Genomic DNA, 26426 nt, shown 5'->3' with positions numbered 1-26426 from the left:
GCTAATTCGGCACCTTCTGTCCCACCGTGGCGGAGGCGGTTTCTTCCTCGGGATGCCGCACGTCCACCTCGTTATCCTCATCGCCGGTGATGGCCGCAACGACGTCGCCCGCAAGTGTCTCCAGAAGGGCGGTTTCATTGTCCGTCAGTTCATGGGGCTTGGTGTCGAGCAGACACAACGCGCCGAGGACATGTCCCTCAGCCGTCTTCAACGGAGCGCCGGCGTAGAAGCGGATCTTCCAGAGGTCGACTGCGGGATGATCGGCAAAACGCGGGTCGCGCTCGGTGTCATCCACCACCATAACCTCGCCTGTCGAGACGACGTGGTTGCAGACCGCATCGTCCCGCGGCATGACGATCATGTCTGTTCCGTCCCGCGTACGAGCCCCCGGCAGATCCTTGCTCTGGCCGATGATGAACTCCTTGTCGCCGTCGATCGCGGAAATGACGGCAAAGCCCACCTTGAAGACATCAGCTGCACGCTTTGCAAGAAGATCGAGGTCCTCGCGTGCGTGGCCATCCAGCACCCCTGTCTCGTGCAGGATTTCAATGCGCTCGGCATCATTGTCAGGAGCGATGACCGCTTCGACGGCCTGTGCTTCGTCAGGCTTGACCATGCGCCGCAGCCGGGCAACTGCTTCGCCAATGGTGGTGACGAGGGCGTCTGCGCCGAGGCTTTGATGTGCGTCTTTGCTCAGCATATCTTCCGGGGCATCCCATAGGGCAAGAACGATCTTCACGTTCGGCCAATGCTGGCGGATTCGCCGGCTGATCTGGCGCGCTGGTGCCGCAGGCTTGTCGCTGAAGTAGCTGATGACGATGGTGTCCACATCGCCCAGTTCAAGCTTGGCGACCTTGCGCAATCCGGTGGCGCTGAAACCGTGGAATTCCGCGCGCATGCCTTCATGCACAAGCGCGTGAGCGAGCATTTCCGAAGCGACCGCGTCCAGTTCCCATTTGCCGCCGATGCACAGGATGCGCGGTCCGACGGCAGAATTTGGTGATGGCGGGAAATCTTCACGCAGGTCTTCGAGCATGTCGTCGAGACCATTCGAAATGCGCAGCCGGAACTCGGCAGTGGAGTTGCGCGAATAGTCGGCGATGGTGTGCCGCAAGACTTCCATTCCGACATCGTCGTAGAAGTCGACCAGCGAGGTTTCCTCGATCGCCTCAGTCGCGATCTCCACCGCCTCTTCCGGATCATCGGCAATGAGGCGCTGGTAGATGCGTGTTGGCGTGTCGAGCGCAGGCGTCGAGCCAAGCAGCGTGACCAGGAACTGCATCTGTGGCAGATTTCGACCGAGCACCAGCAGGCACACGGTCAGCGGGGTCGACAGGATCAGGCCGACCGGCCCCCAAAGCAGCGTCCAGAATGTTGCAGCGGCGATCAGCGAGAGAGCAGAAAGGCCTGTGCTCGTTCCGTATAGAAGCGGCTCGACGATGTTGTTGGAAACGAGCTCGAGAAAGACAATCAGCGCGACCGTCATCAGGACCATGTTCCAGCTGGGATCAACGGCGAAGGCAAGTGCGATGGGGAAGATCGCGGACAGCGCTGGCCCGAGATAGGGGATGAAGCGCATGACCGCTGCAAGCGTTCCCCACATCAGCGCACCCGGAACGCCGATGAACCAGAGACCGAGCGCCATCGGAATGCCGTAGCTGACATTCACCAGGAGTTGCATCAGGAGGTAGCGACTGATCCGCGCGCCGGCCTCTTCAATTGCTGCGGTCGAGCGATGCAGATTGCCACCCAGAAGTCGCAGAAGCCGGTCACGCAGATCGCGCCGGTCGAGTAGAGCCAGGAAGACGAAGACGAATATGATGCCAAGGGTCGTCAACGGCTCGATGGCCGGGGTCAGCCACTCAATCGCGGTTTTGAAAGGCGATTGGGCAGGCTCGATGACTTCCACCTTTTGCGGCGGCGGCCCAATTTCCTGGGCAGGTTCGGTCGTAACCTCATCCTGAACCACATCCACCGTACGTATTGCGCCATCGAAGATGCCGGGCCCCTGCATCATTTCCCGCAGATCGCTCAGCTTGCCGCGAATGGTCGTCTGGTAGGTAGGCAGTTGCGCAGAGAGTGACCGGGCTTGCTGCGTGAGGAGAACGCCAAGGCCACCCAGGACCACCAGCACGAGTGCCATGACGAGAATGACGTTCAGCAGGCGAGGAAGACCGCGATGGCCCAGCCAGGTAACAAGCGGACTGAGAGCAAAGCCGATCAGAAAGGCGACGGCCAGTGGCAGAAGGACATCGCGCCCAAGGTATAGGGCGGCGACAACGACGGAAGCGGAGACCAGCACCGCCGCCATGTGGACGACGTCGACGGGCGCTGCCGGCGCAGTGTCAGCCGCCTCCACGCGTTGACGCGAAGTTTTTGTAGTCTCGCCTGGCATGCGGCTACCTCTTGATGCGCAGACATCACTGTTGAACAGTATCTTTCCTCCCTGCGCGCAGCTTCAAGCCCTGTCCCGGCTAATCATTTCAGTCGAGGCAGACCAAACCGGCGCGTATCACCCCTTTTGCTCTGAAGCGATTGAGCGGGACTGGTTGCCTGGGCGCGGAAACTCTTAAAGGCGCAACTAAAGGGGAGGAATTGATCGAGAGGGCAGTGGAATTGCCGGCATGGGTCGACACCGATCCGACGCAAGAGGCCGTGGAACGGCGGCTTCTCGCGCTTCCTGAGAGGGATGGGCGTGTGGTGCGGGTAGCTGTGGTGGAAACGGGGTCTGAAATCCGTATAATAACGGCCTTTCTAGACCGGCGAGCGAGAAGGCGAGAATGACGCCTACATTCAAATACGATCCAGAAGCTGATGCTGCTTACATAGGGTTTTCGTCAGAACCCGTACAAGAAAGCGATGGTGTTTCAGTTGGTATTGTTCTCGATTTCGACTGCGATGGCCGTATCGTTGGCATGGAAGTCATGAACGCGCGGCAAAACCTTCCGCCCGAGATGCTTTCTGCAACTTAGCCCATTACGGGAACCGATGAAGGGCACACAGGTCCGTCAGGTACGCTTCTATCGTCGGCCTCATTCCCACCTTTTCACTCAATCACAAAACAGGTCTGCATATGCGCGCGTTGGTTCAGCGGGTTTCTTCGGCGTCGGTCACGGTTGACGGGCGGGTGGTCGGCGAGGTTGGAGCCGGTTTGCTGGTCCTCGTCTGCGCCATGCAGGGAGATACGGAAAAGGAAGCCGATTGGCTGGCGCAGAAGATTGCGAAGCTGCGGATCTTTCGCGACGACGAACACCGGATGAACCGATCGCTGCTGGATATTGGTGGTGAGGCGCTGGTGGTCAGCCAGTTCACGCTGGCCGCCGAGACCAAGGGAAACCGGCCCGGCTTTTCAAGCGCAGCTGCGCCCGAAGACGGGCGGCGGCTCTATGAGTATTTTTCGGCATCGCTTGCGGGTCAGGGAATCCGCGTTGCCAATGGCGAGTTCGGGGCGGACATGCAGGTCGCGCTGGTCAATTCCGGGCCGGTGACGATCTGGCTCGACACGGCGGCGAAATGAGACTGCGGCCCGTCGCGTTCATCGGCGTGATGGCGGCGCTAGCCCTTGGCGGCTGCGCCGGCGCGCGATCGTCAGGGGCGGCGCATCACGTTGCGGCTGGTGCAGCTGCTGGTGTTGTCGGCACAGAGCCGCAGACGCCAGCAATCGAGCCGGGCATCGTGCCGCTGACGCTTGAGCAGGACCGACAAGTCTCCGGCGTCAGGCCGGGTTCCTGAGCACCGCCGCGAACATGTCGCGCACCTGTCGTTCGACCTCGCGGGCCAGCTTCTTGCGGTCATCACCGGGGGTAAACGTGATCGGTTCGCCGAAATGGACTTCGACGTCCATTGCGCCCTCGCGCAGCAGCCGAAGGAGATGCGGCATGAGGTCGAGATCGCCGATCCAGGCCGCATGCGGGCGGTGGCGGCGCTCCATCGGCAGGCCCTGTAGGCGCGTATAGGCAATGGCGACCGGCTGGATCGAGACGGTCTCGCTGCCGCCCTCGCTGAGCGCCATCTGCGCCGCGCCGAAGAGCGTCGATTTGAAGGGCAGGAGCGTGTTGCCGTCGCCGGTGGTGCCCTCGGCAAAGAGCACCATCGGATCGCCATCGCTCATGCGCCTGGCGATCTCGGTGGCCTGTTCGCCGGATTTGCGCCGAGCCTGACGCTCAACGAAGACGGAGCGCTGAAGGCGCGCGAGTGTGCCGAAGATCGGCCAGGTGGCGACCTCGGCCTTGGCGATGAAATGAACCTCGTCGAGCGAGCCCAGCACCATGATGTCTGACCACGAAATGTGGTTGGAGGCGATGAGGAGCGGGCGCTTTTTGGATGGTGCGCCGCGTACATGAATGCGGATGCCAAGCAGTCTGACCGCCATGCGGTGCCACAGTCGCGGGATCCGGCCGTCGTCGAGGCGGCCATTGCTCTTGAGCGCGATGATCTGCCAGAGGGCCATTGGCAGCGAGGCGATCAGGATGAGGGCGATTGCTGCGGCGCTTCGAAGCGTTCCGATCATTTCGGATCGCGCCGCATCACCAGCGCGTCGGTCCGCCGCTTGTCGGCACCATGCTCGTAATAGCCGGGCCGCCGTGCAATTTCGGTGAATCCGAGCCGCTTGTACATCGCGATGGCGGCGTTGTTGGTTTCATCAACTTCGAGGAACAGCGCTTCGGCGCGTTCGGCGTGAAGCTCGCGCAGCACGGCCTCCATCAGATCGCGCCCAAGGCCCTGACGGCGGTGGGCGCGGCTGACGGCGATGGTCAGGATCTCGCCTTCGCCCGCGGCAAGCCGGGCAAGGACGAACCCGGCAGGATCGCCGCGGCGATGGCCAACCCGCCAGGCGGCGAAGCCGAAGACGGTGTCCTGCTCGAGCAGGGATTCAAACTCGTTGGGCGACCATGGCCGGACAAAGTCCTCTTCGTGGATTGCCGTCAGCTTTTCGGCATCGTCCACATTCAGCGCTTCGATCGCGTATTCTTTTGCCAGAAAGGGAAGCTTCACGATGCAACCTTGCGGGGCAGGGCGAACGAGGTCTGCGGCTTGGCATCGGCATCGCGCAGATAAAGCGGCTTGGGTGGTGCCGCATTGCCGGAGGCAAGCTTCGCGGCTGCGAGCCTTGCATAGACGCTGATGCTGGCTGCCTTGTCCTCAACGATATCCGCTTCACCTTCTCCGCTGGCGACCATCACGTCTGCCTCGTCGAGGGAAAGCGCGGCGGGTCCGAATTCGGTTTCGCCGTCCGCAGAATATCGCGCGACATAAGCCTGGCCCCGGCCTGCATCGATGCGGGCGATAACGGATTTGCCGGAGGCCGCCTCGCTGGCAAGGGCTTCAAGCGTGCTGACGCCAACTGCCGGGATCTTCAGCGTCAGCGCAAGGCCGCGGGCGGTCGAGACGCCAACGCGTACGCCGGTAAACGAGCCGGGGCCGATGGAGACGGCGATGGCGCCAAGATCGGCATAGGTGACGCCAGCTGCCGCAAGAGCTGCCTCAATCGTGCCCATCAACTGCTCGGCATGTCCTTTGCCGAGGTCAAGCACGTGCTGGCCAAGTTCACCGCGTTGCGTGTCGAAGACGCTGGCGGCGCAAAGATTTGCAGCGGTGTCGATGGCGAGGATGATCATGTCTCAGGCGTGCTCGATACTGTCGAAAACATGTGGCGCAGGATGGTTGCGAGACGCTTACCACCGATCGGCGCCATCTGTTTGGTTTCATCGTGCGACAGTTCATCGCCGGTCATCCCTGCGGCAAAATTGGTGATGACCGAACATGCTGCGACCCGCAGGCCAAGATAACGCGCAAGGATGACCTCAGGCACCGTCGACATGCCAACAGCCTGAGCGCCAAGGATGCGCGCGGCACGAATTTCGGCCGGCGTTTCGAAAGAGGGTCCGGAGAACCACATATAGACGCCGCGATGAAGTGGCGTTCCGGTTTCAATCGCTGCTGCTTCAATACGAGCGCAAAGCTGCGGATCATAAGCTTCCGTCATCCCGACGAAACGCCGGTCACTCGGCTCGCCGATCAGCGGGTTGGTGCCGGAGAAATTGATATGGTCGGTGACAAGCATGACCGAGCCAGGGGTCATTTCGGTTTCAAGGGAGCCAGCCGCGTTGGTCAGGATCAGTTCTTCAACGCCAATCCCGGCCAGCGCCTCCAGAACGGGCCGCATCGCGGTCGGGTTGCCGGTCTCGTAATAGTGGGCTCTGCCGGCGAGCATGAGAATGTCGGTCGTTCCCAGCCTTCCCGACACCAGCAGTCCGGCATGACCGGTGACGCCGCTATGCGGGAAGCCGGGAAGGTCGCTGTAGGGAACCCGCACAGCCTCCTCAACCTCGTCGATCAGGCCGCCAAGACCAGATCCGAGCACGAGTGCGACGCGTGGCGTTCGTCCCTGAAGCTGTTCGATGATCCTGGTGACCGTCTCGTTCATTTCAGCGTGTCTCCGGCAAAACCAAGGGGCAGGAGTTCCGTCATCGTCAGGGTCTGAACAATGCCGGTCTGGTCACAAAGATGCACAAGCGTGTCTGGTGCCGCAAACTCTGCAAGGCGCTGTCTGCAGCCGCCACAAGGCGTGATGCGGTCCATCTTCTCGGCAACCACCGCTATCTCCGCAATGGGTCCGCCGCCACCCATGACGTAGTGGCCGAGTGCTGTGGTCTCGGCGCACCAGCCTTCAGGAAAGGAAGCGACCTCGATGTTGGCACCGCTGAAGATCCGGCCATCTTTCGTCCGCAGTGCTGCGCCGACTGGAAATCGTGAATAGGGCGCGTAGGCCATCGCCATGGCTTCGCGTGCCGCAAGGAAAAGATTGTCAGACATCGTGTCGACACCCTCGATTGTGCTTCGTAAACGCGCCTAGCCGGTCCATATTCATACGTCTACCGCTCTTTGACGTAAGGAATTCCGCCTGCGCGTGGCGGGATGGCCTTGCCGATGAAGCCGGCGAGCAGGATGACCGTCAAGACATAGGGAAGGGCCTGAAAAACCTGCGAGGGGACGCGACCGATCAATGGCAACGGCGTTCCCTGCAGCCTGATCGCCAGCGCATCGAGAAAGCCAAAAAGCAGGCAGGCGAACATGGCGGGAACGGGCCGCCATTTGGCAAAGATGAGGGCCGCCAGCGCGATGTAGCCCTTGCCTGCCGTCATGTCCTTCACGAAGCCGGCATTTTGAGCCAGCGCCAGATAGGTTCCGGCAAGCCCGCACAATATCCCCGTGCAGATCACCGCGCGGTAGCGCAGCCCAGCAACGGAGATGCCAGCGGTATCAACGGCAGCGGGATTTTCTCCCACCGCCCGCAAGCGCAGCCCAAAGCGGGTTCGAAACAGGATCCACCACGTCGCCCACACCATGAAGAAGGCGAAATAGACGAGGATCGAATGACCGGACAGCAATTCATAATAGATGGAGCCGACCACCGGGATCTCACGCACGGCGTCGGCGAAGGGCAAGGTGATCGCATTGAAGCGCGCGTCGGTCCCCAGAGACGGTGTGCGCCCCCCCTGCGCAAACCATGCCTGTCCCAGAATCACGGTCGTTCCAGCGGCAACGAAATTCAGCGCGACGCCCGAGACGATCTGGTTGCCACGATGGGTGATGGAAGCAAAGCCATGTACGAGGGCAAAGAAAATTGAGGCGAGGATGCCCGCGCCCAGCCCGAACCAAGCCGAACCGCTGATCGCGGCGACCGAAGCTGATGCAAAGGCAGCCATCAGCATCTTGCCTTCAAGTCCAATGTCGAAGACGCCGGCACGCTCGGAATAGAGACCGGCGAGACAGGCAAACAACAGGGGGATCGAAAGGCGGATTGTCGAGTCGAGGACGACGATGAGTGTGTTGAGGAGTTCCATCTCAGGCCTCCCCGCCACGCGATTTTGCAACGCCCACTGCCCGAGGGCTGACACTGGCAAAGAGCGTCTGGATCGAGGGGCGGAACATGTTTTCCAGCGCCCCGGCAAACAAGATGACCAGCCCCTGGATGATGACGATCATGTCGCGCGAAATGGCGGGCATCTCGAAGGCAAGTTCCGCACCGCCCTGATAGAGCATGCCAAAGAGCAGCGCTGCAGGAACAATTCCCGCCGGGTGCGAACGGCCCATCAGCGCGGCGGCAATGCCGACAAAGCCTGCCCCTGTCACGAAGTCGAGTTGCAGCCGTCCCTGATCGCCCATTACCGGATTAAGCGCCATCATCCCCGCCAGCGCGCCGGAGATCATCATGGTAGTCAGAATAATTCGCGTTTCGCCTATGCCTGCATAGCGCGCCGCCTTCGGCGAATGGCCCTGCGTTCGGATCTCATAGCCAAGGCGTGTGCGCCAGATCAGCACCCAGACGAGAAACGCGCATAAAAGAGCCAACAGGAAGGACAGGTTGAAGGGAGAGGATCTGACCGTGCCGCCAAACAGCTCGATCAGCCAGTTGAGTTTTGGGAGCTGGCCGCCCTCAAGGAAATTGCGCGTTTGCGGGGCCATGGAGTTTCCAGGCTTCAGAGGGCCTACCAGCAGATAGACCATCAGGCTTGCGGCGATGAAATTGAACATGATCGTCGTGATGACGATGTGGGAGCCGCGCTTGGCTTGCAGATAGGCAGGTACGAAAGCCCAGCCTGCGCCAATGGCAGCTGCCCCGAGGACCGCAAGCGGAAAGGTTAGCCACCAGGGCAGGATTGAATCGAATGCGAGGCAGACCAGCGCAACGCCGAGCCCACCAATGTAAGCCTGACCTTCGCCGCCAATGTTGAAGAGCCCGCCATGAAAGGCGACCGCCACAGCCAGCCCGGTGAAGATGAAGCTCGTTGAATAGTAGAGCGTGTAGGCGATGTTGCGACCTGAGCCGAAGGCACCCTCAACCATGATCGCTGCTGCGCGAAAGGGGCTTTCACCCACGAGCAAAACCACCAGCCCTGCTACCGCAAAGGCGACGACAAGATTGATCAACGGTATGAGGCCGTAATCTGCCCAGGCTGGCAATTTCGCGAAAGGCACACTCATTCGGCAGCCCTTCTGTGTTCAACACCTGCCATGAGAAGGCCGAGGTCGCCTTCGCTTGCGTCGCCGGCACGCTCGCCGACAATCCGGCCATCGAACATGACGAGGATGCGGTCTGACAGGGAGCGGATCTCGTCGAGCTCTACCGATACAAGCAGGACGGCCTTGCCCGCATCGCGCATCTCGATCAGTCGCTTGTGAATGAACTCGATCGCGCCGACATCGACGCCGCGGGTCGGCTGCCCGACGATCAGAACATCAGGATCGTTCTCGATCTCCCGGGCAAGGACAAGCTTTTGCTGGTTGCCACCGGAGAAGTTGGCGGTCTTCAGATATTCATTGGGCGGACGGATGTCGTAGCGGGCGATCTTATCGCGCGCCCCTTGCCGGATCGCGTCAATGTCCAGCATCGGCCCGTGGAGATAGCGGGGTTGATCGTGGTATCCGAGGATGGTGTTCTCACTCGCCTCGAATGGCAGGACGAGGCCCACATGGTGGCGATCTTCCGGAACGTGGGCGAGCCCCTTCATTCGCAGTTCTCCGGAACCGACATCACCGGTGAGGTCGATGGTGTCGCCTTTCAGCCAGGCAGTCCCGGCTTCGGCGCGACGTATGCCGCTGATCGTCTCGATCAGTTCGGACTGACCGTTCCCGGCAACACCGGCAATGCCGACGATCTCACCGGCTCGGACATCGAAGCCGACGTCCTGAACGACGATGCAATCCCGGGAATCCCGAACCGTCAGGTTTTTCACCGAGAGGAGGACGTCGCCAGGCGCTGCTTCGCCCTTTTCCACCCGCAGCAGGACCCGACGGCCGACCATCAGTTCCGCCAGTTCCTCAACATTCGTCTCGGATGTCTTGCGGGTCGCAACCATCGTGCCCTGGCGCATGACCGACACATTGTCGGTGATCGCCATGATCTCCCGCAGCTTGTGGGTGATGAGGACGATCGTTTTCCCCTCGGCCTTCAACTGGGCGAGGATGCGAAACAGGTGGTCCGCCTCGGCCGGGGTCAACACGCCGGTTGGCTCATCGAGAATGAGGATTTCCGCTCCTCGATAGAGCGCCTTGAGGATTTCGACGCGCTGCTGAAGTCCGACCGGCAGGTCCTCGATCAGCGCATCCGGATCAACGTCGAGGCCATATTCGCGCTCAAGCCGCTTAAGTTCCGCCCGGGCCTTCGCGATGGACCGTCCAAGCAGCGCCTCACCCTCTGCACCCAGTATGACATTTTCGAGGACGGAGAAGTTCTGCACCAGCATGAAGTGCTGGTGGACCATGCCGATTCCGGCTGCGATCGCATCATTGGAAGTGGCGATCGTCCGTGGCTCGCCATTGACGAGAATTTCCCCGGAATCTGCGCGGTAGAAGCCGTAGAGGATCGACATCAGCGTGGACTTGCCCGCGCCGTTCTCGCCGATGATGCCCTGAATTGTTCCGCGCGGAATGGCTATATTAATGTCGCGATTGGCATGAACAGTACCAAATGTCTTGTTGATGCCGACAAGTTCGATCGCGGTTTCTGCCATTATACAAGCGATCCCCCGGAAGCTTATTTGTCTTCTCTGCAAAAGGTCTAGCAGCCGTCCGGGCGCTTGCCAATGCGAGCATGCCCCTGCCCTCGACAATCGTGAAAGCCATTGCCATCTTCGACCGAGGGATGGAAAAGGCTCAGCGCATGCAACATGCACAGGCGTTGAAAGGATCTCGAATGACCGAGGAACGTATCGTCCAACTTGAAATTCTCGTGGCGGAGCAGGAACGGACGATCGCCGAGCTTTCAAACGAACTTGCGGAGCAATGGAAGGTCGTCAATGTGCTGGAGCGCAAGCTGAACGCGCTGATCAATCGCTTTCTTGAACTCGAAGAACAGTCGGCGCCAGAGGTGCCGATCACGCAGCCTCCGCACTGGTAGGGAGAATGCAGCCGATGACGCTCAGCGATCGTATGGCCCGCGCCGAAGATTACGTCTTTGGGCTGATGGACGAGCAGGAGCGCCATCGGGCTGAGCGCGACATGGAAATCGATCCCGAATTCCGTGAATGTGTGATGGTCCTCGCTGAGCAGCTTCGTCGCCTGCGTCAGGAAAAGCGGGGATCGGTCTCCTTTTCGAACCGTGCCTGGAACGAAATCAGCCAGCGAATTGCCGCCTTGCCGCAGATGGCCGGGGCAGGATCTGCCGAACACCTGGCGGGCCTGGCGCTGAGCAATGATGGCGATCCTTCGCGAAAGGGGATGCTAAAGCTGCGACGTCCGCTGGCACATCATTTTGCAGGGTTCAAAGCGACAATCGTTTCGCTTGGACTGATCGCGGCATTGGGGATGGGCTATGTCGTCGGGGAGCAGTCGTCGCGACTGCCGAGCCCGGTCGCCTTGTCGCTGCTGGCCGATGACGCGGATAATCCCGCTGTCTTCATAGAGGCGTGGCAGGACCGAAGTGTGCGCCTCGTTCCATTGAACAGGACCGAGGTGCCTGAGGGCAAGGTGCTCCAGTTCTGGATCGACGGGAAGCCGGTCGCGGTGCTGCCTTCCAGTCTCGAGGCGTTGTTGCGCGGACCGGAGCTTCCACTGCCGCGAGACGGCGTCACCTATTCCATAACGCTGGAAGATGCGCCGGGCGTGAGCCAGGGGCAGGCACCCGGTCCGGCTTTGTTCAAGGGTGTCGCGAGCGCGATCGAGCGCTGAGCGGCACCATGAACGCCGCCCCCAGAACGCCGAAGGCAACAAGGAAGTAGGCGAAGATCGCCCAGCCCTGTGCGTCGATGACCCCGGCAGCAAGCGGTGGTCCGAACATGGTGCCAATCCCTCCCATCTGCGACATCATCCCGAAGGCCATCGGGGTGGAGCCGCGTTCCGGGGTGAGGAACGGCACCAGCGCGAAGTGCGCCGAGGCGACGACGGCACCTGCGATCACTGCAAGGATCGCGCAGGAAGTTGCGACAAGGGCGTTTTGCGAGGTGAGGGCAGGGACGATCGTAGCGGTTCCTACCAGAAAGCCGCAGATCGTCAGCCTGGCGATGAACGTCGATGATCTGCCCCGCACCGAAATGCTGGCGAGGATGTTGCCGATGGGCACTGCAAGCGTGATCGCTCCTGCGGGCAAGAGGAAGTGCGCGCCCGCGCTCGAGATGAACACCGGCAGAAAATTGAAGTACGAGACGGTCAGGACGACATAGGACGCGAAGGAGAGCGCGTTCAACGTGATGTTGCGCCCGATGGAATCGGCGACGCGTCCCGAGATTGCCGCTGGTTGTGTGCCTTGATTCAGAAGGCCCCGCAGGAGACACAACGTTGCTGCGGAGAAAAGTCCGAACAGAACCATCAGGGTGAACAGAAACACCCTTGGCGAAAAGTAAGCGGTGATGGCGTTCGCCATCAGATCCGCCAAGGCAAAGCCTAGCGGTACGAACCCGCTCCAGATTGCCAGCACCGGGCCCTTCCAGGAGGGAGGACAGATGGCATTGAGGGCGGACGGAAGCGCGACACAAAGGATGAGGTAGCCCACGGCCTCGATGAGCCGCGCCGAAAAGACGATCACAGGGTCAGATGAGAACGCGAGCAGCATGCCCCCGCCAAACATGATGGCGACGCCGGCGGCGATGCCACGGATCACGCCGATGCGGGCGATGACCCATCCGGTGGGAAGGGCGGCCTTGGCAATGAAAATGCCAAGGATGGAGGCCAGCCAGCCCGCTGCGACCAGTGGCAGACCAAGCTCGGCCTGATACCAGGGTATCAGGGGCGCGATCTTGCCAAGCTGGGCGCCGGTGGTGACGCCGGCGAGAAGGATGAGGATGACGGCAGTCAAACGCTTGCCGCGCGAGGAAACCGGTATGGCTGTCATAAAGGGATGTGCTGAAATCTGCTGGTCAAAAATAACCGCCGGACGAACGCCCGGCGGTAAGGTGTCCTCTAAGAGCTGCCATCAGAACGGGCAGGAATTGTCGCTCATGAAGTCGTGGACCTTGATTTCGCCGGCGATGATCTTCGCTTTCGCGGTCTCGACGGCCTCCTTCATTTCAGCGGTGATCAGCGCTTCATTGTGCTCGTCCAGCGAATAGCCGACGCCATCCTCAGCAAGCCCAAGATGGTTGAGGCCAGCGGTGAACTTGCCGGACCTTGCATCGTTGAACGCATTATAGACCGCGACATCGACCTGCTTGATCATCGAGGTCAGGACGTGGCCAGGGTGCATTGCGTTCTGGTTGGAATCGACGCCGATCCCGAGCTTGCCGGCATCGGCCGCTGCCTGAAGAACGCCGACGCCCGTGCCGCCAGCTGCGTGATAGATCACGTCTGCGCCCTGATCCATCTGCGAGCGGGTGATCTCGGCACCGCGGCTTGGATCGTTCCAGGCCGAAGGCGTGTCGCCGGTGTAATTCCGGATGACCTTGGTGCCTTCCTTGGTCTCGATCGCTCCCTGCACATAGCCGCACTCGAACTTGCCGATCAGCGGAACCTGCATGCCACCGACAAAGCCGACGGTGCCCGTCTGCGAGGCCATGGCTGCCAGCAGTCCGACAAGATAAGAGCCCTCTTCTTCCTTGAAAACGACCGAGCGGACATTCGGCTTGTCCACGACGACGTCGATCACCGCAAAATGCGTGTCCGGGAATTCGTCGGCAACGATTTCGAGGGCGGATGCCCAGGAAAAGCCTGCCATTACGATGGGGTTGCGTCCGTCTTCGGCAAAGCGACGAAGCGCCTGCTCGCGCTGGGCGTCGTTGGAGATTTCAAACTCGACGTAGGAGATTCCCGTTTCCTTCTTGAAAGCTTCGGCTCCGTTAAAGGAAGCTTCGTTGAAGGATTTGTCGAATTTTCCGCCAAGATCAAAGAGAAGGCCGGGCTGTATATCTTCCTGAGCCCATGACGTGGCGGTCATTGCGGCGGCGGCCATGAGGCCTAGAACAATACGCTTCATCTGGTCCACATCCTGTCGGTTTCTTTATTGCACGCGGAGAAGATTTGATGTCCGTTCCGCCCGCGTGTGGCGAGATGTTTTCCCGCTCTACACCAATGTTACACGCGGCTTCTTGAAAAACATCTGGAATCTTGCCGTAGAGGAAAGGTGGGCGACCAGGGTGGACGTTCCTCCTTGGGAGCGCTCTGGATGGGGTGTTCCCTCCCTCTGGTCGCGTTCCATAATCTCGCCGTAAAATTTCCTTCAGATGACGTTCCCGGCCATGAGGCTTCTTAAGAGCCCATCATTGCAAGGTGGACGCGAGGACGCCTCCTTCCAAGCCGGAACCGTCCCAAGGAGGACAACCCCTATGAAACGTCTTCAAGCTACGACCGCCGCCTTCGTAATGGGTGCAGCCGTTGTTTCCGCCCCGGTTTATGCGCAGGTAAGCGCTGATCTTGGTGCGGAAATCGATGAAGGCACCACAGCTTCCATCGATCAACAGGCGAACACCAGCGACGCATTCTCCGTGGTTACCGGTAGCGCCGGCGCAATTCGTTCAATCACGTCAATGGACAGCTTCAGCGGAGTTACGGTTACCCGTATCACCGGCGCTGACAACGCGCAGATCAATTTCGTCGTCTCGGAAAATCGACAGTCGGTATATGAGCTTCAGTCGGCCATAGCGAGCAATCCTGAAGTGGCGGACAGCCTCGCAGCTCAAGGCGTTGATCTATCAAGCATAGTGGGCGCTGAAGTGGCCGGTAATGGCGCACTGGTCCTTTATCAGCTATAGATAATTCTGACATTCAGACAGACCTGACGACGCGAGCCCTTCGCGTCGTTTTGGTTTAAGGAACGCAAAGGTTATCTGCACCGTTCACCCAAAATATCCCGAAACACGTTTAGTGAGGAAATCTGCGGATGAGACTTCTCCTTTTGATTGCCATGCTGTTTGCAGGGGCAGTCACGTCTTTTGCCCAAGGCTTGGACAAAGAGGGAGCGATCGACACGATCGTGGGCTCCGACGTCACCACGGGCGAGGAAGCCGCAACGAAGGATGAGGGCCGCATCATTGCCGCGATCGAAAACGCGTCGCAGGCGGCGGCGACCGTCAGGCGCAAATTCTCGCTGGACCGGGTCGAGATCGTCTTCATCCCGGATCTGAACGACGAGGACACCGACGTCGAGGCGAAGCTGCTGGAATACAAGCCCCAGATCACCGAGCTCCGAGAGTCGATCCAGGGCAGTGCCATGTTCTATCACGCCGTCGATTCGCGGTCGGTCATGCTCACTGACGTTATTGCGCTCGAATTCGACGATCAGAACGGCGTGACGATTTTCGTCAGGGGAAAAAAGCCGGAGACCGAATAGGTCCGGCGTCGGCTGTCATCGCGACATAAGCGGTGAAGCTGTCCGTTCTGCTTGCGCCTTTACCAGCGATGGCTATCTCTCAATGTTCCGCTGAGCCGGACCATGCACGAAAGGTATACCCACCTCATGACTGATCTCTCCCGCTTCCCCATCACCAAGCGCTGGCCAGCGCAGGACCCGAGCAAGCTGCAGCTCTACTCGTTCCCGACGCCCAATGGTGTGAAGGTTTCCATCGCGCTCGAAGAGCTCGGCATCCCCTATGAAGCTCATCTGGTCCATATCGGGAAGAATGAGACCTGGACGGAAGATTTCCTGACGCTCAATCCGAACGGGAAGATCCCGGCGATCGTCGATCCCAACGGTCCGGGCGGCAAGCCGTTCGGCCTGTTCGAATCCGGTGCGATCTTGCTCTACCTTGCTGAAAAGACAGGCAAGCTGCTGCCTCAAGATCCGGCACTGCGTGCAGAGACCATCCAGTGGGTATTCTTCCAGATGGGCGGCGTCGGCCCAATGTTTGGGCAGTTCGGCTTCTTCTTCAAGTTTGCCGGCAAGGACATCGAGGACAAGCGCCCGCTTGAGCGCTACCAGAACGAGGCCAAGCGCCTGCTCGGCGTGATCGAACAGCGCATGGAAGGCCGCACCTGGTTCATGGGCGACGAGTACACCATCGCTGACCTTGCGATCTTCCCGTGGGTGCGCTCGCTGCGCGAAGGTTATGGCGCTGCCGAGGTACTCGGCCTTGATGATCTGCCGAACACCAAGGCCTGGGTCGAGCGTTGCATCGCTCGCCCGGCAAGCCAAATCGGCCTTAACGTGCCGCCGCGGCCCTAGAGGCTGACACTGTGGTCTTGATGAATGCGGCGATGAAAACCAGCGCCATCAGGACCACGATGGTCGGTGCCGGCGCACTGTCGATGAAGAACGACAGATAGACGCCGAAGAACGCACAGGCGGTTGCGATCAGCATCGAGACCGCCACCATCGCTTCGAAGCGGCGGGTTAGAAGGAACGCGGTTGCGCCGGGCGCAATCAGCATGGCTATGGCGAGAATGATGCCGACTGCTTTCAGCGCGCCAACGATCGTCAGCGACAGGATCGCCAGCAATCCGTAGTGATAGACGCGCACCGGCAGGCCGATGGCGCGCGCATGCTGCGGATCGAAGGCGGCAAGCAGAAGATCGCGGCGCAAAAGCCCGCCAAAGCCAAGCGTCACCAGCGCAATCACGCCCGTCTCGATGACATCACGCCAGGTGACGCCCAAAATGTCGCCGAAGAGCACGTGCAGAAGATGCAGGTCGCTCTCGATCATCGAGAACATGACGATGCCAAGGCCGAACATTCCCGAAAAGACGACGCCCATGACGGTGTCTTCCTTCACGCGGCTGTTTTCCTTGAGGTAGCCGACCGCCAGCGAGCAGACCATGCCGGCAGAGAACGCGCCAACCGCCAGCGGCAGACCGGCTAGATAGGCAAGCACGATGCCGGGCAGCACAGCATGGCTGATGGCATCTCCCATCAACGACCAGCCCTTCAGCACCAGAAACGGCGACAGAAGCCCCATCGGCAGCGCGACCAGCAGGCCGATGATGAAGGCCTGCTGCATGAACGGAAACTGGAACGGCAAAAGCAATGTCTCGATCATCGCGTCGCCTCCGCAAGTGCCTTGCGCGCCTGACGTCGTGCGGCCAGCACGCCGTGCTTGGGCGCGAAGACGAATGCAGCAAGGAAGATCAGCGTCTGGAAAACAACGATGATGCCGCCGGTCGCGCCGTCGATGAAGTAGCTGGCATAGGCACCGACGAAGCTCGTCAGCGTGCCAATGGCGACGCTGATGACAATGAGGCGCGGAAAGCGATCGGTGAGGAGATAAGCGGTCGCGCCCGGCGTCACCACCATGGCGATGACGAGGAATGCACCGACCGTCTGCAAAGCGGCGACAGTTGAGGCAGCCAGAAGCGTGAAGAACAGGACGCGCAGCAGGCCGGGATTAAGCCCGATCGAGCGCGCGTGGTTCTCGTCGAAGAAGACGACCATCAGATCCTTCCACTTCACGATCAGGATAGCGAGCGAGATGCCGGCGATCAGGACGAGCTGCAGAGTATCGGAGGGCGTGACAGCAAGGATATTGCCCAGCACGATAGTCTGGATGTTCACCGAGGTCGGCGACAGCGAGACGATGAAGAGGCCAAGGCCAAAGAAGGACGAGAAGATGAGACCGATGACGGCATCTTCGCGCAGCTTGGTCTGCTGGGTGAGAAACAGCATCGCGCCGGCCGCAAGCCCGCCTGACAGGAACGCGCCGACGGCGAAGGGGAGGCCCAGCATATAGGCCCCGGCAACGCCCGGCACGATCGCGTGCGAGAGCGCATCACCAATCAGCGACCAGCCTTTGAGCATCAGATAGGCCGAGAGGAACGCGCAGACCGCGCCCACCAGCGCCGAGACCCACATGGCATTGACCATGTAGCCATAGGAAAAGGGTTCAAGGAGGAGGCTCACGATCCACCCTTCTCCTCAGAGGCCGCTGATGTCGGTCCGCTGGTTGAATGCGCCTTGTCGCCGTAGAGCACGAAGGGGCGTTCATCGTCGGTCAGAACCGTGACTGAGCGCGCATCTTCGTCGTCGTGCAGAGCAGATCCGCCGAGAACGAAGTGGCGCAACACGCCGCCAAAGGTCTGCTCGAGATTGTCACGCGTGAAGACGTCGTGGGTCGTGCCCGAGGCAAGAACCGTGCGGTTGAGAAGCAGGACGGCCCGGTCGCAGAATTCTGGCACAGATCCCAGATTGTGCGTCGAGACCAGCATGACACGGCCTTCGTCACGGAGGTCACGCAATAGCGCGATGATTGCTTCTTCGGTGGTGACGTCGACGCCGGTGAATGGTTCGTCAAGCAGGATGACCTGCCCCTCCTGCGCCAGCGCACGGGCAAGGAAGACGCGCTTCTTTTGACCGCCCGACAATTCGCCGATCTGGCGCTTGCGATAAGCGCTCATGCCAACCCGCTCGAGCGCCTCATCAACCTTGCGGCGGTCGTTGGACGAGGGGATGCGCAAAAAGTTCATGTGGCCGTAGCGGCCCATCATGACGACGTCTTCGACGAGGATCGGGAAATTCCAGTCGACCTCTTCGGCCTGCGGCACATAGGCAACGAGGTTTTTCGTCAAGGCCTGCCTGGCAGGAAGGCTCATGATCGAGACGGAGCCGCCCGCGAGCGGGACAAAGCCCATGATCGCCTTGAAGAGGGTGGACTTGCCCGAGCCGTTGACGCCGACAAGCGCGGTGATCGTGCCGCGAGGGATGGAAAAATTGACATTGGTCAGCGCCGTCAAGCCATTCCGGTAGCTGACGGTGACCGAGTCAACGGCGAGGCCGGCACCCGAAGTGCCGGCCTCTTTCGGTGCTTTTTTGAGCACGACTTGGTTCATTCAGACAGCCCCTTGGCAATGGTCTGCGCGGTGACCTTCAAGAGATCCAGATATGTCGGGACCGGACCGCTTTCATCAGAGAGTGAATCGACATAGAGGACGCCGCCATACTTGGCGCCGGTCTCGCGTGCGACCTGCTCGGCCGGGTCGGACGAGACCGTGCTTTCGCTGAAGACGGCAGGGATCTTGTGCTCGCGCACCGCGTCAATGACTTTGCGGATCTGTTGCGGCGTGCCCTGGCTGTCGGCGTTGATCGGCCAGAGATAAAGCTCCTTCAGGCCGAAATCGCGGGCGAGATAGGAGAATGCGCCTTCACTGGTGACAAACCAGCGGCGCTCTTCCGGGATCGCAGCGAGTTGCTCGCGGATCGGCGCGACGGCAGCCTCGATCTCGGCAGTGTAGCTTGCAGCATTGGCGGCATAGATCTCGGCGTTTTCCGGATCATGCTCGGCAAATGCTGCGCGGATGTTCTCGACATATTTGATCGCGTCGGACGGGCTCATCCAGGCATGGGGGTTCGGCTTACCCGAATAGGGGCCGTCCGAAATGCTCATCGGCTCGACGCCGTCGCTGACGGTAACGCTCGGCACGTCGCGCAGATTGTTGAAGAAGCGCTCGAACCAGAGTTCGAGATTGAGGCCGTTCCACAGGACGAGGTCCGCATCCTGCGCACGCAGCATGTCGCCGGGTGTCGGCTGATATTCATGGATCTCGGCGTTGGGGCGAGTGATGGACTCCACCTCAGCCGCATCGCCCGCAACATTCTTGGCAATGTCGGCGATCACGGTGAACGTGGTCACGACCTTGAACTTTTCAGCAAGGGCAGGAGCGGTCATCAGGGTCAGTCCCGTGGCGGCCGCTAATAGGATTGTCTTCAGGCGCATTTGTACTCCGGAATGGAAGATTGCGTGCCTAACGTAGGGGAGGTCACGCAAGCTGTCAATGCAATTGCAAATCGTTTGCAACTAGAGCGGTGTTTTTCATCCGACGAGGTCAGAGGTCAGAGGTCAGAGGTCAGGAGGCAGTGGCTGTCCGCACGGGCGACGGTCGCGATTTTGGCTGGTGGCAATCCCGCGCAAAGAGCTGAAGTTTTGACAGGAAGGTCGGTAAGGTCCGGACGCCGCCCGCAGAGGAACTCATTTCTCGAAGGTTGCGGGGCAAGCTGATGGAAAGCTGGGCGCATCTTTCATGGCCGCTTTGCATCGCGGGCACCGCTGTCGCATAGTCGCGCGATGACTGAGACTGTGATTCAGAAGCCGGATTATGAGACGGCACTGCGCGAAGCGGGTGTGCGTATTACGCGTCCGCGGCGGGTTATCCTTGGCATCCTCACAGATGCGGAAGATCACCCGGATGCGATGGAGATTTTCAAGCGGGCGGTCGCTCTGGATCCGAGCATTTCGCTATCGACGGTCTACCGGACGATGAAGCTGCTGGAAGGGATTGGCGCCATCCACCGCCACGCCTTTGAAGGCGGGCCGTCACGCTTCGAGCCGGCAATCGGTGAGCATCACGATCACCTGATCGATATCGAGACCGGCGACGTGATCGAGTTTCACTCCGAGCGCATCGAAGAGCTGCAGCAGGAAATCGCCCGTGCGCTCGGTTATGACATCGTGCACCATCGCCTTGAGCTTTACGGGCGGCGACGGCGCAAGAAATAGCGTGTCAGGCGACCGCCTGCCCGCCCTTGATGCCGTTGGGACACGCAATTGCATCGGGCAGTGCGATGGTCGCGAGTTTAACCTGGCCGGATTCGATGATGTTGAACAACGGGACCGGGCGGCCCAGCAGATAGCCCTGCGCTTCGTCACACCCTTCAGCGCTGAGAAGCGACAATTGCCCCTGCGTCTCGATGCCTTCAGCGAGGACGGGGATCTCAAGGCTTTTGCCGAGCGCGAGCACGGCACGGATGATCGCCTTCGCCTGGGGGCTGGTCTCTGCCTCTCCCATGAAAGAACGATCGAGCTTGATCTTGTCGAAGGGAAAGGAGCGCAGCGTTTCGAGGGAGGAATAGCCGGTCCCGAAATCATCGAGCGCGATGCTGACACCAAGTTCCTTGATCTGCCGCAACATGGCGAAGGAGCGCTCCTTGTCTGCGAAGATCGTGGATTCGGTCAGCTCAAGCTCAAGCCGCGCTGGTTGCAGGCCGGTCTCCTTGAGGATTTCATCGATCAAGCGCGGTAAATCTGCATGAACGAACTGCACCGGCGAGATGTTGATCGACACCTTGTAGGCCGGCTGCCAGTTGGCCGCCCGCGAGCAAGCTGTTCGCAGAACCCATTCACCGAGCGGAAGGATCAGGCCGCTTTCTTCTGCCAGCGGGATGAACTCCATTGGCGAGATATGTCCACGCTCCGGGTGCTTCCAGCGAAGCAAAGCCTCAAATCCGCGAATTTCGCCCGTCGCGACCGATGTCTGCACCTGATAGTGGATGTCGAGCTGATCCTTCTCGATGGCCTCCTTGAGGTCTGCCGTCAGCGTCCGGCGCGCACGAACCGTCTCGTCCATTGACTGTTCGTAGAAGCAGATCGAATGGACCAGATCGGCCTTGGCGCGATACATCGCCAGATCCGCATTGTTGATCAGGGCTTCCTTGGAGATCGCGTCGTCTGGCAAGAGCGCGACACCGATGCTTGCGCCCGGCGAGAACTCGGTCTCGTCAATCTGGATGGGCTCATTGACTGCAGCTTCGATCTTGGCAAGAAAATCGGAGAGGCCTGTCTTGCTTTTGTAGCGATGAAGCGCGGCGAATTCGTCACCTCCCAGCCGGGCGATGAAATCATGTCCCTGAAGCCGGTCACGCATCCTCTGGCCGATTGTCTGCAGGACGAGATCGCCGGCCGCATGACCCCTCAAGTCGTTGATCTCCTTGAAACGGTCAAGGTCAATGCAGATCAGCGCGAGTTTCCCGCCTGATTCATTTGCCAGCTCGATTTCATGATCGATCCGATCGTTGAAGCTGACGCGGTTCGGCAGGCTGGTGAGGCTGTCGGTCAACGCCATTTCGCGCAGCCGCTCGATGGATTCCGCCCGCACGCTTCCGTCGATGAGGTGGCTGGCAAGGGCCGAGCCGACAATGATGATGCTCACACCGGCAATCGCAATTGCAAGTGCCCGCAGGGCTGCAGGATCAGAGAAGGATCCGTCGATCAGCATTGGCTCGACGCGAAATGCAGCCATGCCGGTAAAGTGCAGGCTGACGATCGCCAGAACCAGCGATCCGGTTGCTGCCAGACGTGCGCGCGGCAGGGGAGGGCGCATGAAAATATGCAGCGCGAGCGCCGAGAAAACCGTCGCGAGGACGATCGACGCGTAAAGGTAGTTCATATCCCATGTCAGGATGCCCTGAATGCGATATGCGATCATGCCGGTATAGTGCATCGCGGCGATGGACAAGCCGACGAATGCTCCGCCGAGCGCCGGTGACAGCCGCGTCTTGCCGCTGGTGGCAACGGTGAAGCCGACACCGCAGCCTCCGACAGCAACCAGCAACGAGATCACCGTCATGACCGGGTCGAACGATACCGGCGCCCCGGGTTCGTAGCCGAGCATGGCGATGAAATGCGTGCACCAGATGGATGCGCCAGCCGCTACGGCAGCAATGAACAGCCAAGCCGCCTTCTGCATCCCGCATGTTCGTGTAGCGTCGGTGAGCAGGCGCTTGATCGTAATCGTGCCTCCCACGCATACTGCGGCCGCCAGCAACACCAGGACGATGTTATGGTCGTCCCTGATGCAATATAGGACTGTCATCATGTTTTTCGCGCCACCCCGGCCGAGCGGATCTTCGTCGCCCCAAGCGCGGGCATATATGAAACTGATAGGTTGAACGCGCGTTAATTTACATGCGAAGGACGCTGGGTCGCCCGCGGAAAGTTGTGGCATGGCTGCCATGCAGTTGCGGCGGTTGACGGTAGCAAACCAATTCACATGATAAGCTGGCAGTGTCTTATGGAGAGATGGCGATGTCCAAAGCTGAAATCGGCCTGATCGGCCTGGGCGTGATGGGCGCCAATCTCGCTCTCAATATCGCGGAGAAGGGCTACCCTGTCGCGGTGTTCAACCGGACAGCTTCGCGGACTGGTACCTTCTTCGAAAACGCCGGCGACCTGCGTGAGAACGTCGTTCCGTGCGCAACCCTGGAAGAATTTGTCGCGCAGATTAAGCCGCCGCGTCCGATCATCCTGATGGTCCAGGCCGGCAAGGCCGTTGACGAGCAGATCGAAGGACTGCGTGATTTCCTCTCCGCTGGCGACATCATCATCGACGCCGGCAATGCAAATTTCCGCGACACCATCCGCCGTTTTGACGAACTGGAAAATTCCGGCCTGACCTTCATCGGCATGGGCGTATCGGGCGGTGAAGAGGGCGCGCGCCACGGACCGTCCATCATGGTGGGTGGCGAGAAGCAGGCCTATGAGCGTGTCGAAAGCGTTCTGAAGTCGATTGCGGCAAAATTTGAAGGAGAGCCGTGCTGCGCCTGGCTTGGCCATGGCGGCGCTGGTCACTTCGTGAAGACCATTCACAACGGTATCGAATATGCCGATATGCAGATGATTGCCGAGATCTACGGCATCCTGCGAGACGGCTTCGGCATGGGCGCCAAGGATATTGGCGGCATTTTCGCCAAGTGGAACGAGGGCCGCCTGAACTCATATCTGGTCGAGATCACAGCCGCGGTTCTCGAGGCTGACGATCCGATGTCCGGTGATCCGATCGTTGACCGGATCCTCGACCGAGCAGGTCAAAAGGGCACCGGGCGCTGGTCGGCGATCGAGGCCCAGATGATGGGCGTTCCGGCGACCGCGATTGAATCGGCCGTCGCTGCACGCAGCATTTCGGCAGACCGCGAGCTGCGCCTCCTTGCATCGAAAACCTATGGCAGCGCACCGGCACCGACGAACACCAAGCCCGATGCTTCGGTGATCCAGGACCTCGAACTGGCGCTTTTCGCGGGCAAGATCGCGGCTTACGCGCAAGGGTTTGCCGTGATGGACCAGGCGTCGGACGAGTTCCAGTGGAACCTGCCAATGCCGACCATTGCGCGTATCTGGCGCGCAGGCTGCATCATCCGCTCGCAGTTCCTTGGAACGCTCGCGCGTTCGTTCGAGGCGGATCCGGATGCGGAGAACCTGCTGCTCATCAACGATTTCGTATCAATGATGGAAGAGGCGCATCCAGCGCTTCGCCGCGTCGTCGCGCAGGCCGCGCTTGCTGGCCTGCCGGTTCCGGCATTGTCGGCAGCGCTCGGTTATTTCGATGCGTTCCGTCAGGCGCGCAGCACGGCAAACCTCATTCAGGCACAGCGTGACTATTTCGGCGCGCACGGCTTTGAGCGGATCGATGAGGGTGGAGAACATCACGGCCCCTGGGGGTCGGGTGCGGCTTCTGCCTGAGAACGGCTGTAGCTTGTAATCGAGAAGGTGAAGGCACGCAGTCGAACGCGTGCCTTTCTTTTTTCAGGTTGTTTGCGGCTTTTCCTGAAGATGTGAAAGACTATGCTGGTTCGAAAGAACCGGCTACGACTACGCATCGTCTATGGGGAGGGGAGAATTGATGTCCTACATGCCTGCCGCCACGCGCTACGACACGATGACCTATAACAGGTGCGGTCGCTCTGGCCTGAAGCTGCCTGCTATCTCGCTTGGCCTGTGGCACAATTTCGGCGATGACGCGGCGCATGAGACCAAGAGGGCCCTGTGCCGCAAGGCATTCGATCTCGGGATCACCCATTTCGACCTTGCCAACAATTATGGTCCGCCGCCCGGATCTGCGGAACTTGCATTCGGCCAGATCTTGCGCACCGACTTTCGCGGATATCGGGATGAGATGATCATCTCGACCAAGGCCGGCTACAATATGTGGCCCGGACCCTATGGCGAGTGGGGCAGCCGCAAATATCTCCTCGCCTCGCTCGATCAGAGCCTCAAGCGCATGGGGCTCGACTATGTCGACATCTTCTATTCGCATCGTTTCGACCCGGAAACGCCGCTTGAAGAAACAATGATGGCGCTTGATCAGGCGGTGCGCTCCGGCAAGGCGCTTTATGTGGGTTTGTCCTCCTACAATTCGAAGCGAACCCGCGAGGCAGTCGCGATCCTCAAGGAGCTTGGCACGCCCTGCCTGATCCATCAGCCATCCTATTCGATGATCAATCGCTGGGTCGAGGAAGACGGGCTTCTCGATACGCTCGATGATCTCGGGGTCGGGTCGATCGTTTTCTCGCCGCTCGCCCAAGGCATGCTAACCGACAAATATCTGAAGGGCGTGCCGGAAGATGCGCGGGCTGCAAAGGGCAAGTCGCTGAGGCCGGAATTCTTGGCAGATGACACGCTGGCCAATATCCACGCCCTGAACGAGATCGCCCGAAATCGCGGGCAGACGCTGGCGCAGATGGCTCTCGCCTGGGTGCTTAGAGGTGGCCGCGTGACATCGGCGCTCATCGGAGCCAGCAGGCCGAGCCAGATCGAGGACTGCCTTGGAGCCCTCGCCAATCGTGAATTCAGCGCGGAGGAACTGTCCGAGATCGACAAATATGCGCGCGACGGGAACGTCAACATCTGGGCGGCCTCGGCTGAGCGCAGCGGCCCGGCCCGGAAATAGGAAAGCACGAACACGCACGATTTCAGGACAGGCCAGCCGGCAGGCTGGCAGCGACTTTCGAAGGAAAATCCAATGCCGACGCAGATCAAGGGGCCCGGAATATTCCTGGCGCAGTTCGCCCGAGACGATGCACCATTCAATTCGCTTGCTTCCATAACCCGCTGGGCAGCAGAGCTTGGCTATAAAGGGGTTCAGATTCCCACCAGCGCCCCCCGTCTCTTCGATCTCGACAAGGCCGCAAGCTCCAGGGATTACTGCGATGAAATCAAGGGGATCTGCGCCGAGGCCGGGGTCGTCATTACCGAACTGTCGACCCATCTTCAGGGGCAGCTGGTAGCGGTCCACCCGGCATATGACGCGCAGTTCGACGGATTTGCGCCTGAGGAGGTTCGCGGCAATCCCAAGGCGCGGCAGGAATGGGCCGTCGACCAGATGCTGAAGGCAGCGAAGGCGTCGTCCAATCTTGGCCTGCCGGGCTCGGTCTCCTTCACGGGATCGCTTGCGTTCCCCTATCTTTATCCCTGGCCGCAGCGGCCTGCCGGACTTGTCGAGGAGGCCTTTTCCGAACTTGGCCGCCGCTGGAAGCCGATCCTTGATGCCTATGAAGATGCAGGCTGCGATGTCGGGTTCGAAATTCATCCCGGCGAGGACGTGTTTGACGGCGCGACGTTTGAAATGTTCCTCGACGCGGTCGGCGGACACAAGCGCTGCATGATCAATTACGATCCCTCCCACTTCCTCCTGCAGCAGCTCGACTATCTGGAATTCATCGACATCTATCACGAGCGTATTTCGGCCTTCCATGTGAAGGATGCGGAGTTCAATCCGACCGGCCGACAGGGCGTTTATTCAGGCTACCAGGGCTGGACGAACCGCGTGGGACGCTTCCGCTCGCTGGGTGACGGACAGGTCGATTTCGGCGGCATCTTCTCCAAACTGACGCAGTATGGCTATGATCGCTGGGCAGTCCTTGAATGGGAATGCTGCCTCAAGCATCCCGAGCAGGGCGCGGCGGAAGGTGCGCCCTTCATCGAAAGCTATCTGATCCAGGTGACGGAGAAGGCCTTCGACGATTTCGCGGGCACGGGCACAGACCGCGCTGCGGTGCGCAAGATGATGGGAATCGAATAGCT

General features: G+C 60.3%; 28 protein-coding genes. 12 read left to right on the top strand and 16 right to left on the bottom strand.

Going from position 1 to position 26426, the window contains the following annotated elements:
* Nucleotide 1 precedes the first annotated feature (1 nt).
* Nucleotides 2-2395 carry an AI-2E family transporter gene (locus IOD40_RS09960; protein ID WP_198476388.1) on the bottom strand — a complete coding sequence of 798 codons (2394 nt, stop codon included), beginning with the start codon at nucleotides 2393-2395 and terminating at the stop codon, nucleotides 2-4.
* A 385-nt stretch (nucleotides 2396-2780) separates the two neighbouring features.
* On the opposite strand from IOD40_RS09960, the gene IOD40_RS09955 reads away from it, so the two are divergent.
* The 3 genes from IOD40_RS09955 to IOD40_RS09945 all read left to right on the top strand — a co-directional run bounded on the left by IOD40_RS09955 (nucleotide 2781) and on the right by IOD40_RS09945 (nucleotide 3732).
* Nucleotides 2781-2972: a DUF2283 domain-containing protein gene (locus IOD40_RS09955; protein WP_198476387.1), complete on the top strand. Its 192-nt coding sequence runs from the start codon at nucleotides 2781-2783 to the stop codon at nucleotides 2970-2972.
* A gap of 101 nt (nucleotides 2973-3073) precedes the next feature.
* Nucleotides 3074-3517: a D-aminoacyl-tRNA deacylase gene (dtd, locus tag IOD40_RS09950; RefSeq protein WP_198476386.1), complete on the top strand. Its 444-nt coding sequence runs from the start codon at nucleotides 3074-3076 to the stop codon at nucleotides 3515-3517.
* Nucleotides 3514-3732, top strand: coding sequence for a hypothetical protein (locus tag IOD40_RS09945; RefSeq protein WP_198476385.1), 219 nt, complete (start codon nucleotides 3514-3516; stop codon nucleotides 3730-3732). The genes dtd and IOD40_RS09945 overlap by 4 nt, the downstream gene beginning before the upstream one ends.
* On the opposite strand, the gene IOD40_RS09940 is transcribed toward IOD40_RS09945, so the two are convergent.
* Genes IOD40_RS09940 through IOD40_RS09905 form a run of 8 tightly spaced genes read right to left on the bottom strand, consistent with a single transcriptional unit; the run spans nucleotide 3716 to nucleotide 10517 of the window.
* On the bottom strand, nucleotides 3716-4510 hold the full coding sequence (locus tag IOD40_RS09940; protein WP_198476384.1) for a lysophospholipid acyltransferase family protein: 795 nt from the start codon (nucleotides 4508-4510) through the stop codon (nucleotides 3716-3718). The two genes, IOD40_RS09945 and IOD40_RS09940, sit on opposite strands and share 17 nt — an antisense overlap.
* Nucleotides 4507-4995 (bottom strand): ribosomal protein S18-alanine N-acetyltransferase, encoded by a 489-nt coding sequence (gene rimI, locus IOD40_RS09935; protein ID WP_198476383.1) that lies wholly within the window; start codon nucleotides 4993-4995, stop codon nucleotides 4507-4509. Before rimI ends, IOD40_RS09940 begins: the two co-directional genes overlap by 4 nt.
* Entirely contained in the window at nucleotides 4992-5618 is a 627-nt protein-coding gene (gene tsaB / locus IOD40_RS09930; protein WP_198476382.1) for a tRNA (adenosine(37)-N6)-threonylcarbamoyltransferase complex dimerization subunit type 1 TsaB, read from the bottom strand. Before tsaB ends, rimI begins: the two co-directional genes overlap by 4 nt.
* On the bottom strand, nucleotides 5615-6427 hold the full coding sequence (locus IOD40_RS09925) for a purine-nucleoside phosphorylase (RefSeq protein WP_198476381.1): 813 nt from the start codon (nucleotides 6425-6427) through the stop codon (nucleotides 5615-5617). Before IOD40_RS09925 ends, tsaB begins: the two co-directional genes overlap by 4 nt.
* Nucleotides 6424-6816, bottom strand: a complete 393-nt coding sequence (cdd, locus tag IOD40_RS09920; protein ID WP_198476380.1) for a cytidine deaminase — start codon at nucleotides 6814-6816, stop codon at nucleotides 6424-6426. Before cdd ends, IOD40_RS09925 begins: the two co-directional genes overlap by 4 nt.
* Nucleotides 6817-6875: 59 nt before the next feature.
* Nucleotides 6876-7847, bottom strand: a complete 972-nt coding sequence (locus IOD40_RS09915; protein WP_198476379.1) for an ABC transporter permease — start codon at nucleotides 7845-7847, stop codon at nucleotides 6876-6878.
* 1 nt (nucleotide 7848) lies between these two features.
* A complete protein-coding gene (locus IOD40_RS09910) occupies nucleotides 7849-8988 on the bottom strand; it encodes an ABC transporter permease (RefSeq protein ID WP_198476378.1) in 1140 nt (379 codons plus the stop codon).
* Nucleotides 8985-10517 carry an ABC transporter ATP-binding protein gene (locus IOD40_RS09905; protein WP_198476377.1) on the bottom strand — a complete coding sequence of 511 codons (1533 nt, stop codon included), beginning with the start codon at nucleotides 10515-10517 and terminating at the stop codon, nucleotides 8985-8987. The genes IOD40_RS09910 and IOD40_RS09905 overlap by 4 nt, the downstream gene beginning before the upstream one ends.
* Nucleotides 10518-10699: 182 nt before the next feature.
* Here IOD40_RS09905 and IOD40_RS09900 point away from each other — a divergent pair, with 182 nt between their 5' ends.
* Together IOD40_RS09900 and IOD40_RS09895 are read left to right on the top strand one after the other, a co-directional pair.
* On the top strand, nucleotides 10700-10903 hold the full coding sequence (locus IOD40_RS09900; RefSeq protein WP_198476376.1) for a SlyX family protein: 204 nt from the start codon (nucleotides 10700-10702) through the stop codon (nucleotides 10901-10903).
* A gap of 14 nt (nucleotides 10904-10917) precedes the next feature.
* Nucleotides 10918-11673, top strand: coding sequence for an anti-sigma factor (locus IOD40_RS09895; RefSeq protein WP_198476375.1), 756 nt, complete (start codon nucleotides 10918-10920; stop codon nucleotides 11671-11673).
* Here the strand turns inward: IOD40_RS09895 and IOD40_RS09890 are convergent.
* The gene (locus IOD40_RS09890; protein ID WP_198476374.1) at nucleotides 11642-12832 is read right to left on the bottom strand and encodes an MFS transporter; all 1191 of its coding nucleotides are present in this window, start codon (nucleotides 12830-12832) and stop codon (nucleotides 11642-11644) included. The genes IOD40_RS09895 and IOD40_RS09890 overlap by 32 nt on opposite strands.
* Nucleotides 12833-12913: 81 nt before the next feature.
* Nucleotides 12914-13909, bottom strand: coding sequence for a BMP family lipoprotein (locus IOD40_RS09885; RefSeq protein ID WP_198476373.1), 996 nt, complete (start codon nucleotides 13907-13909; stop codon nucleotides 12914-12916).
* Nucleotides 13910-14258: 349 nt separating this feature from the next.
* Between IOD40_RS09885 and IOD40_RS09880 the strand changes: the two genes are divergently transcribed.
* The 3 genes from IOD40_RS09880 (at nucleotide 14259) to IOD40_RS09870 (ending at nucleotide 16093) form a co-directional block, all read left to right on the top strand.
* Nucleotides 14259-14684, top strand: a complete 426-nt coding sequence (locus IOD40_RS09880) for a hypothetical protein (protein WP_198476372.1) — start codon at nucleotides 14259-14261, stop codon at nucleotides 14682-14684.
* 128 nt (nucleotides 14685-14812) lie between these two features.
* A complete protein-coding gene (locus tag IOD40_RS09875; RefSeq protein ID WP_198476371.1) occupies nucleotides 14813-15262 on the top strand; it encodes a hypothetical protein in 450 nt (149 codons plus the stop codon).
* Between the two features lie 126 nt (nucleotides 15263-15388).
* Entirely contained in the window at nucleotides 15389-16093 is a 705-nt protein-coding gene (locus IOD40_RS09870) for a glutathione binding-like protein (protein WP_198476370.1), read from the top strand.
* Here IOD40_RS09870 and IOD40_RS09865 read toward each other — a convergent pair.
* Genes IOD40_RS09865 through IOD40_RS09850 form a run of 4 tightly spaced genes read right to left on the bottom strand, consistent with a single transcriptional unit; the run spans nucleotide 16071 to nucleotide 19571 of the window.
* The gene (locus tag IOD40_RS09865; protein WP_198476369.1) at nucleotides 16071-16904 is read right to left on the bottom strand and encodes a metal ABC transporter permease; all 834 of its coding nucleotides are present in this window, start codon (nucleotides 16902-16904) and stop codon (nucleotides 16071-16073) included. The two genes, IOD40_RS09870 and IOD40_RS09865, sit on opposite strands and share 23 nt — an antisense overlap.
* The gene (locus IOD40_RS09860) at nucleotides 16901-17764 is read right to left on the bottom strand and encodes a metal ABC transporter permease (protein WP_325099705.1); all 864 of its coding nucleotides are present in this window, start codon (nucleotides 17762-17764) and stop codon (nucleotides 16901-16903) included. The genes IOD40_RS09865 and IOD40_RS09860 overlap by 4 nt, the downstream gene beginning before the upstream one ends.
* Nucleotides 17758-18687, bottom strand: a complete 930-nt coding sequence (locus IOD40_RS09855; protein WP_198476367.1) for a manganese/iron ABC transporter ATP-binding protein — start codon at nucleotides 18685-18687, stop codon at nucleotides 17758-17760. Before IOD40_RS09855 ends, IOD40_RS09860 begins: the two co-directional genes overlap by 7 nt.
* A complete protein-coding gene (locus IOD40_RS09850) occupies nucleotides 18684-19571 on the bottom strand; it encodes a metal ABC transporter substrate-binding protein (RefSeq protein ID WP_198476366.1) in 888 nt (295 codons plus the stop codon). The genes IOD40_RS09855 and IOD40_RS09850 overlap by 4 nt, the downstream gene beginning before the upstream one ends.
* A gap of 348 nt (nucleotides 19572-19919) precedes the next feature.
* Between IOD40_RS09850 and IOD40_RS09845 the strand changes: the two genes are divergently transcribed.
* Nucleotides 19920-20351 carry a Fur family transcriptional regulator gene (locus tag IOD40_RS09845; RefSeq protein WP_198476365.1) on the top strand — a complete coding sequence of 144 codons (432 nt, stop codon included), beginning with the start codon at nucleotides 19920-19922 and terminating at the stop codon, nucleotides 20349-20351.
* A gap of 4 nt (nucleotides 20352-20355) precedes the next feature.
* Here the strand turns inward: IOD40_RS09845 and IOD40_RS09840 are convergent, their stop codons facing one another.
* Nucleotides 20356-22446, bottom strand: coding sequence for a putative bifunctional diguanylate cyclase/phosphodiesterase (locus IOD40_RS09840; protein ID WP_198476364.1), 2091 nt, complete (start codon nucleotides 22444-22446; stop codon nucleotides 20356-20358).
* Between the two features lie 209 nt (nucleotides 22447-22655).
* Between IOD40_RS09840 and gndA the strand changes: the two genes are divergently transcribed.
* The 3 genes from gndA to IOD40_RS09825 all read left to right on the top strand — a co-directional run bounded on the left by gndA (nucleotide 22656) and on the right by IOD40_RS09825 (nucleotide 26424).
* On the top strand, nucleotides 22656-24086 hold the full coding sequence (gndA, locus tag IOD40_RS09835) for an NADP-dependent phosphogluconate dehydrogenase (protein WP_198476363.1): 1431 nt from the start codon (nucleotides 22656-22658) through the stop codon (nucleotides 24084-24086).
* A gap of 160 nt (nucleotides 24087-24246) precedes the next feature.
* On the top strand, nucleotides 24247-25293 hold the full coding sequence (gene mgrA / locus IOD40_RS09830) for an L-glyceraldehyde 3-phosphate reductase (protein WP_198476362.1): 1047 nt from the start codon (nucleotides 24247-24249) through the stop codon (nucleotides 25291-25293).
* A 72-nt stretch (nucleotides 25294-25365) separates the two neighbouring features.
* Nucleotides 25366-26424, top strand: coding sequence for a sugar phosphate isomerase/epimerase family protein (locus tag IOD40_RS09825; protein WP_198476361.1), 1059 nt, complete (start codon nucleotides 25366-25368; stop codon nucleotides 26422-26424).
* Nucleotides 26425-26426: the final 2 nt, after the last annotated feature.

It is taken from the genome of Aquamicrobium zhengzhouense (genome assembly GCF_016124105.1).
Taxonomy (GTDB): Bacteria; Pseudomonadota; Alphaproteobacteria; order Rhizobiales; family Rhizobiaceae; genus Aerobium; species Aerobium zhengzhouense.
Note: the sequence above shows the minus strand (reverse complement) of the source record. Positions and strands in the feature narration are given on the sequence as shown.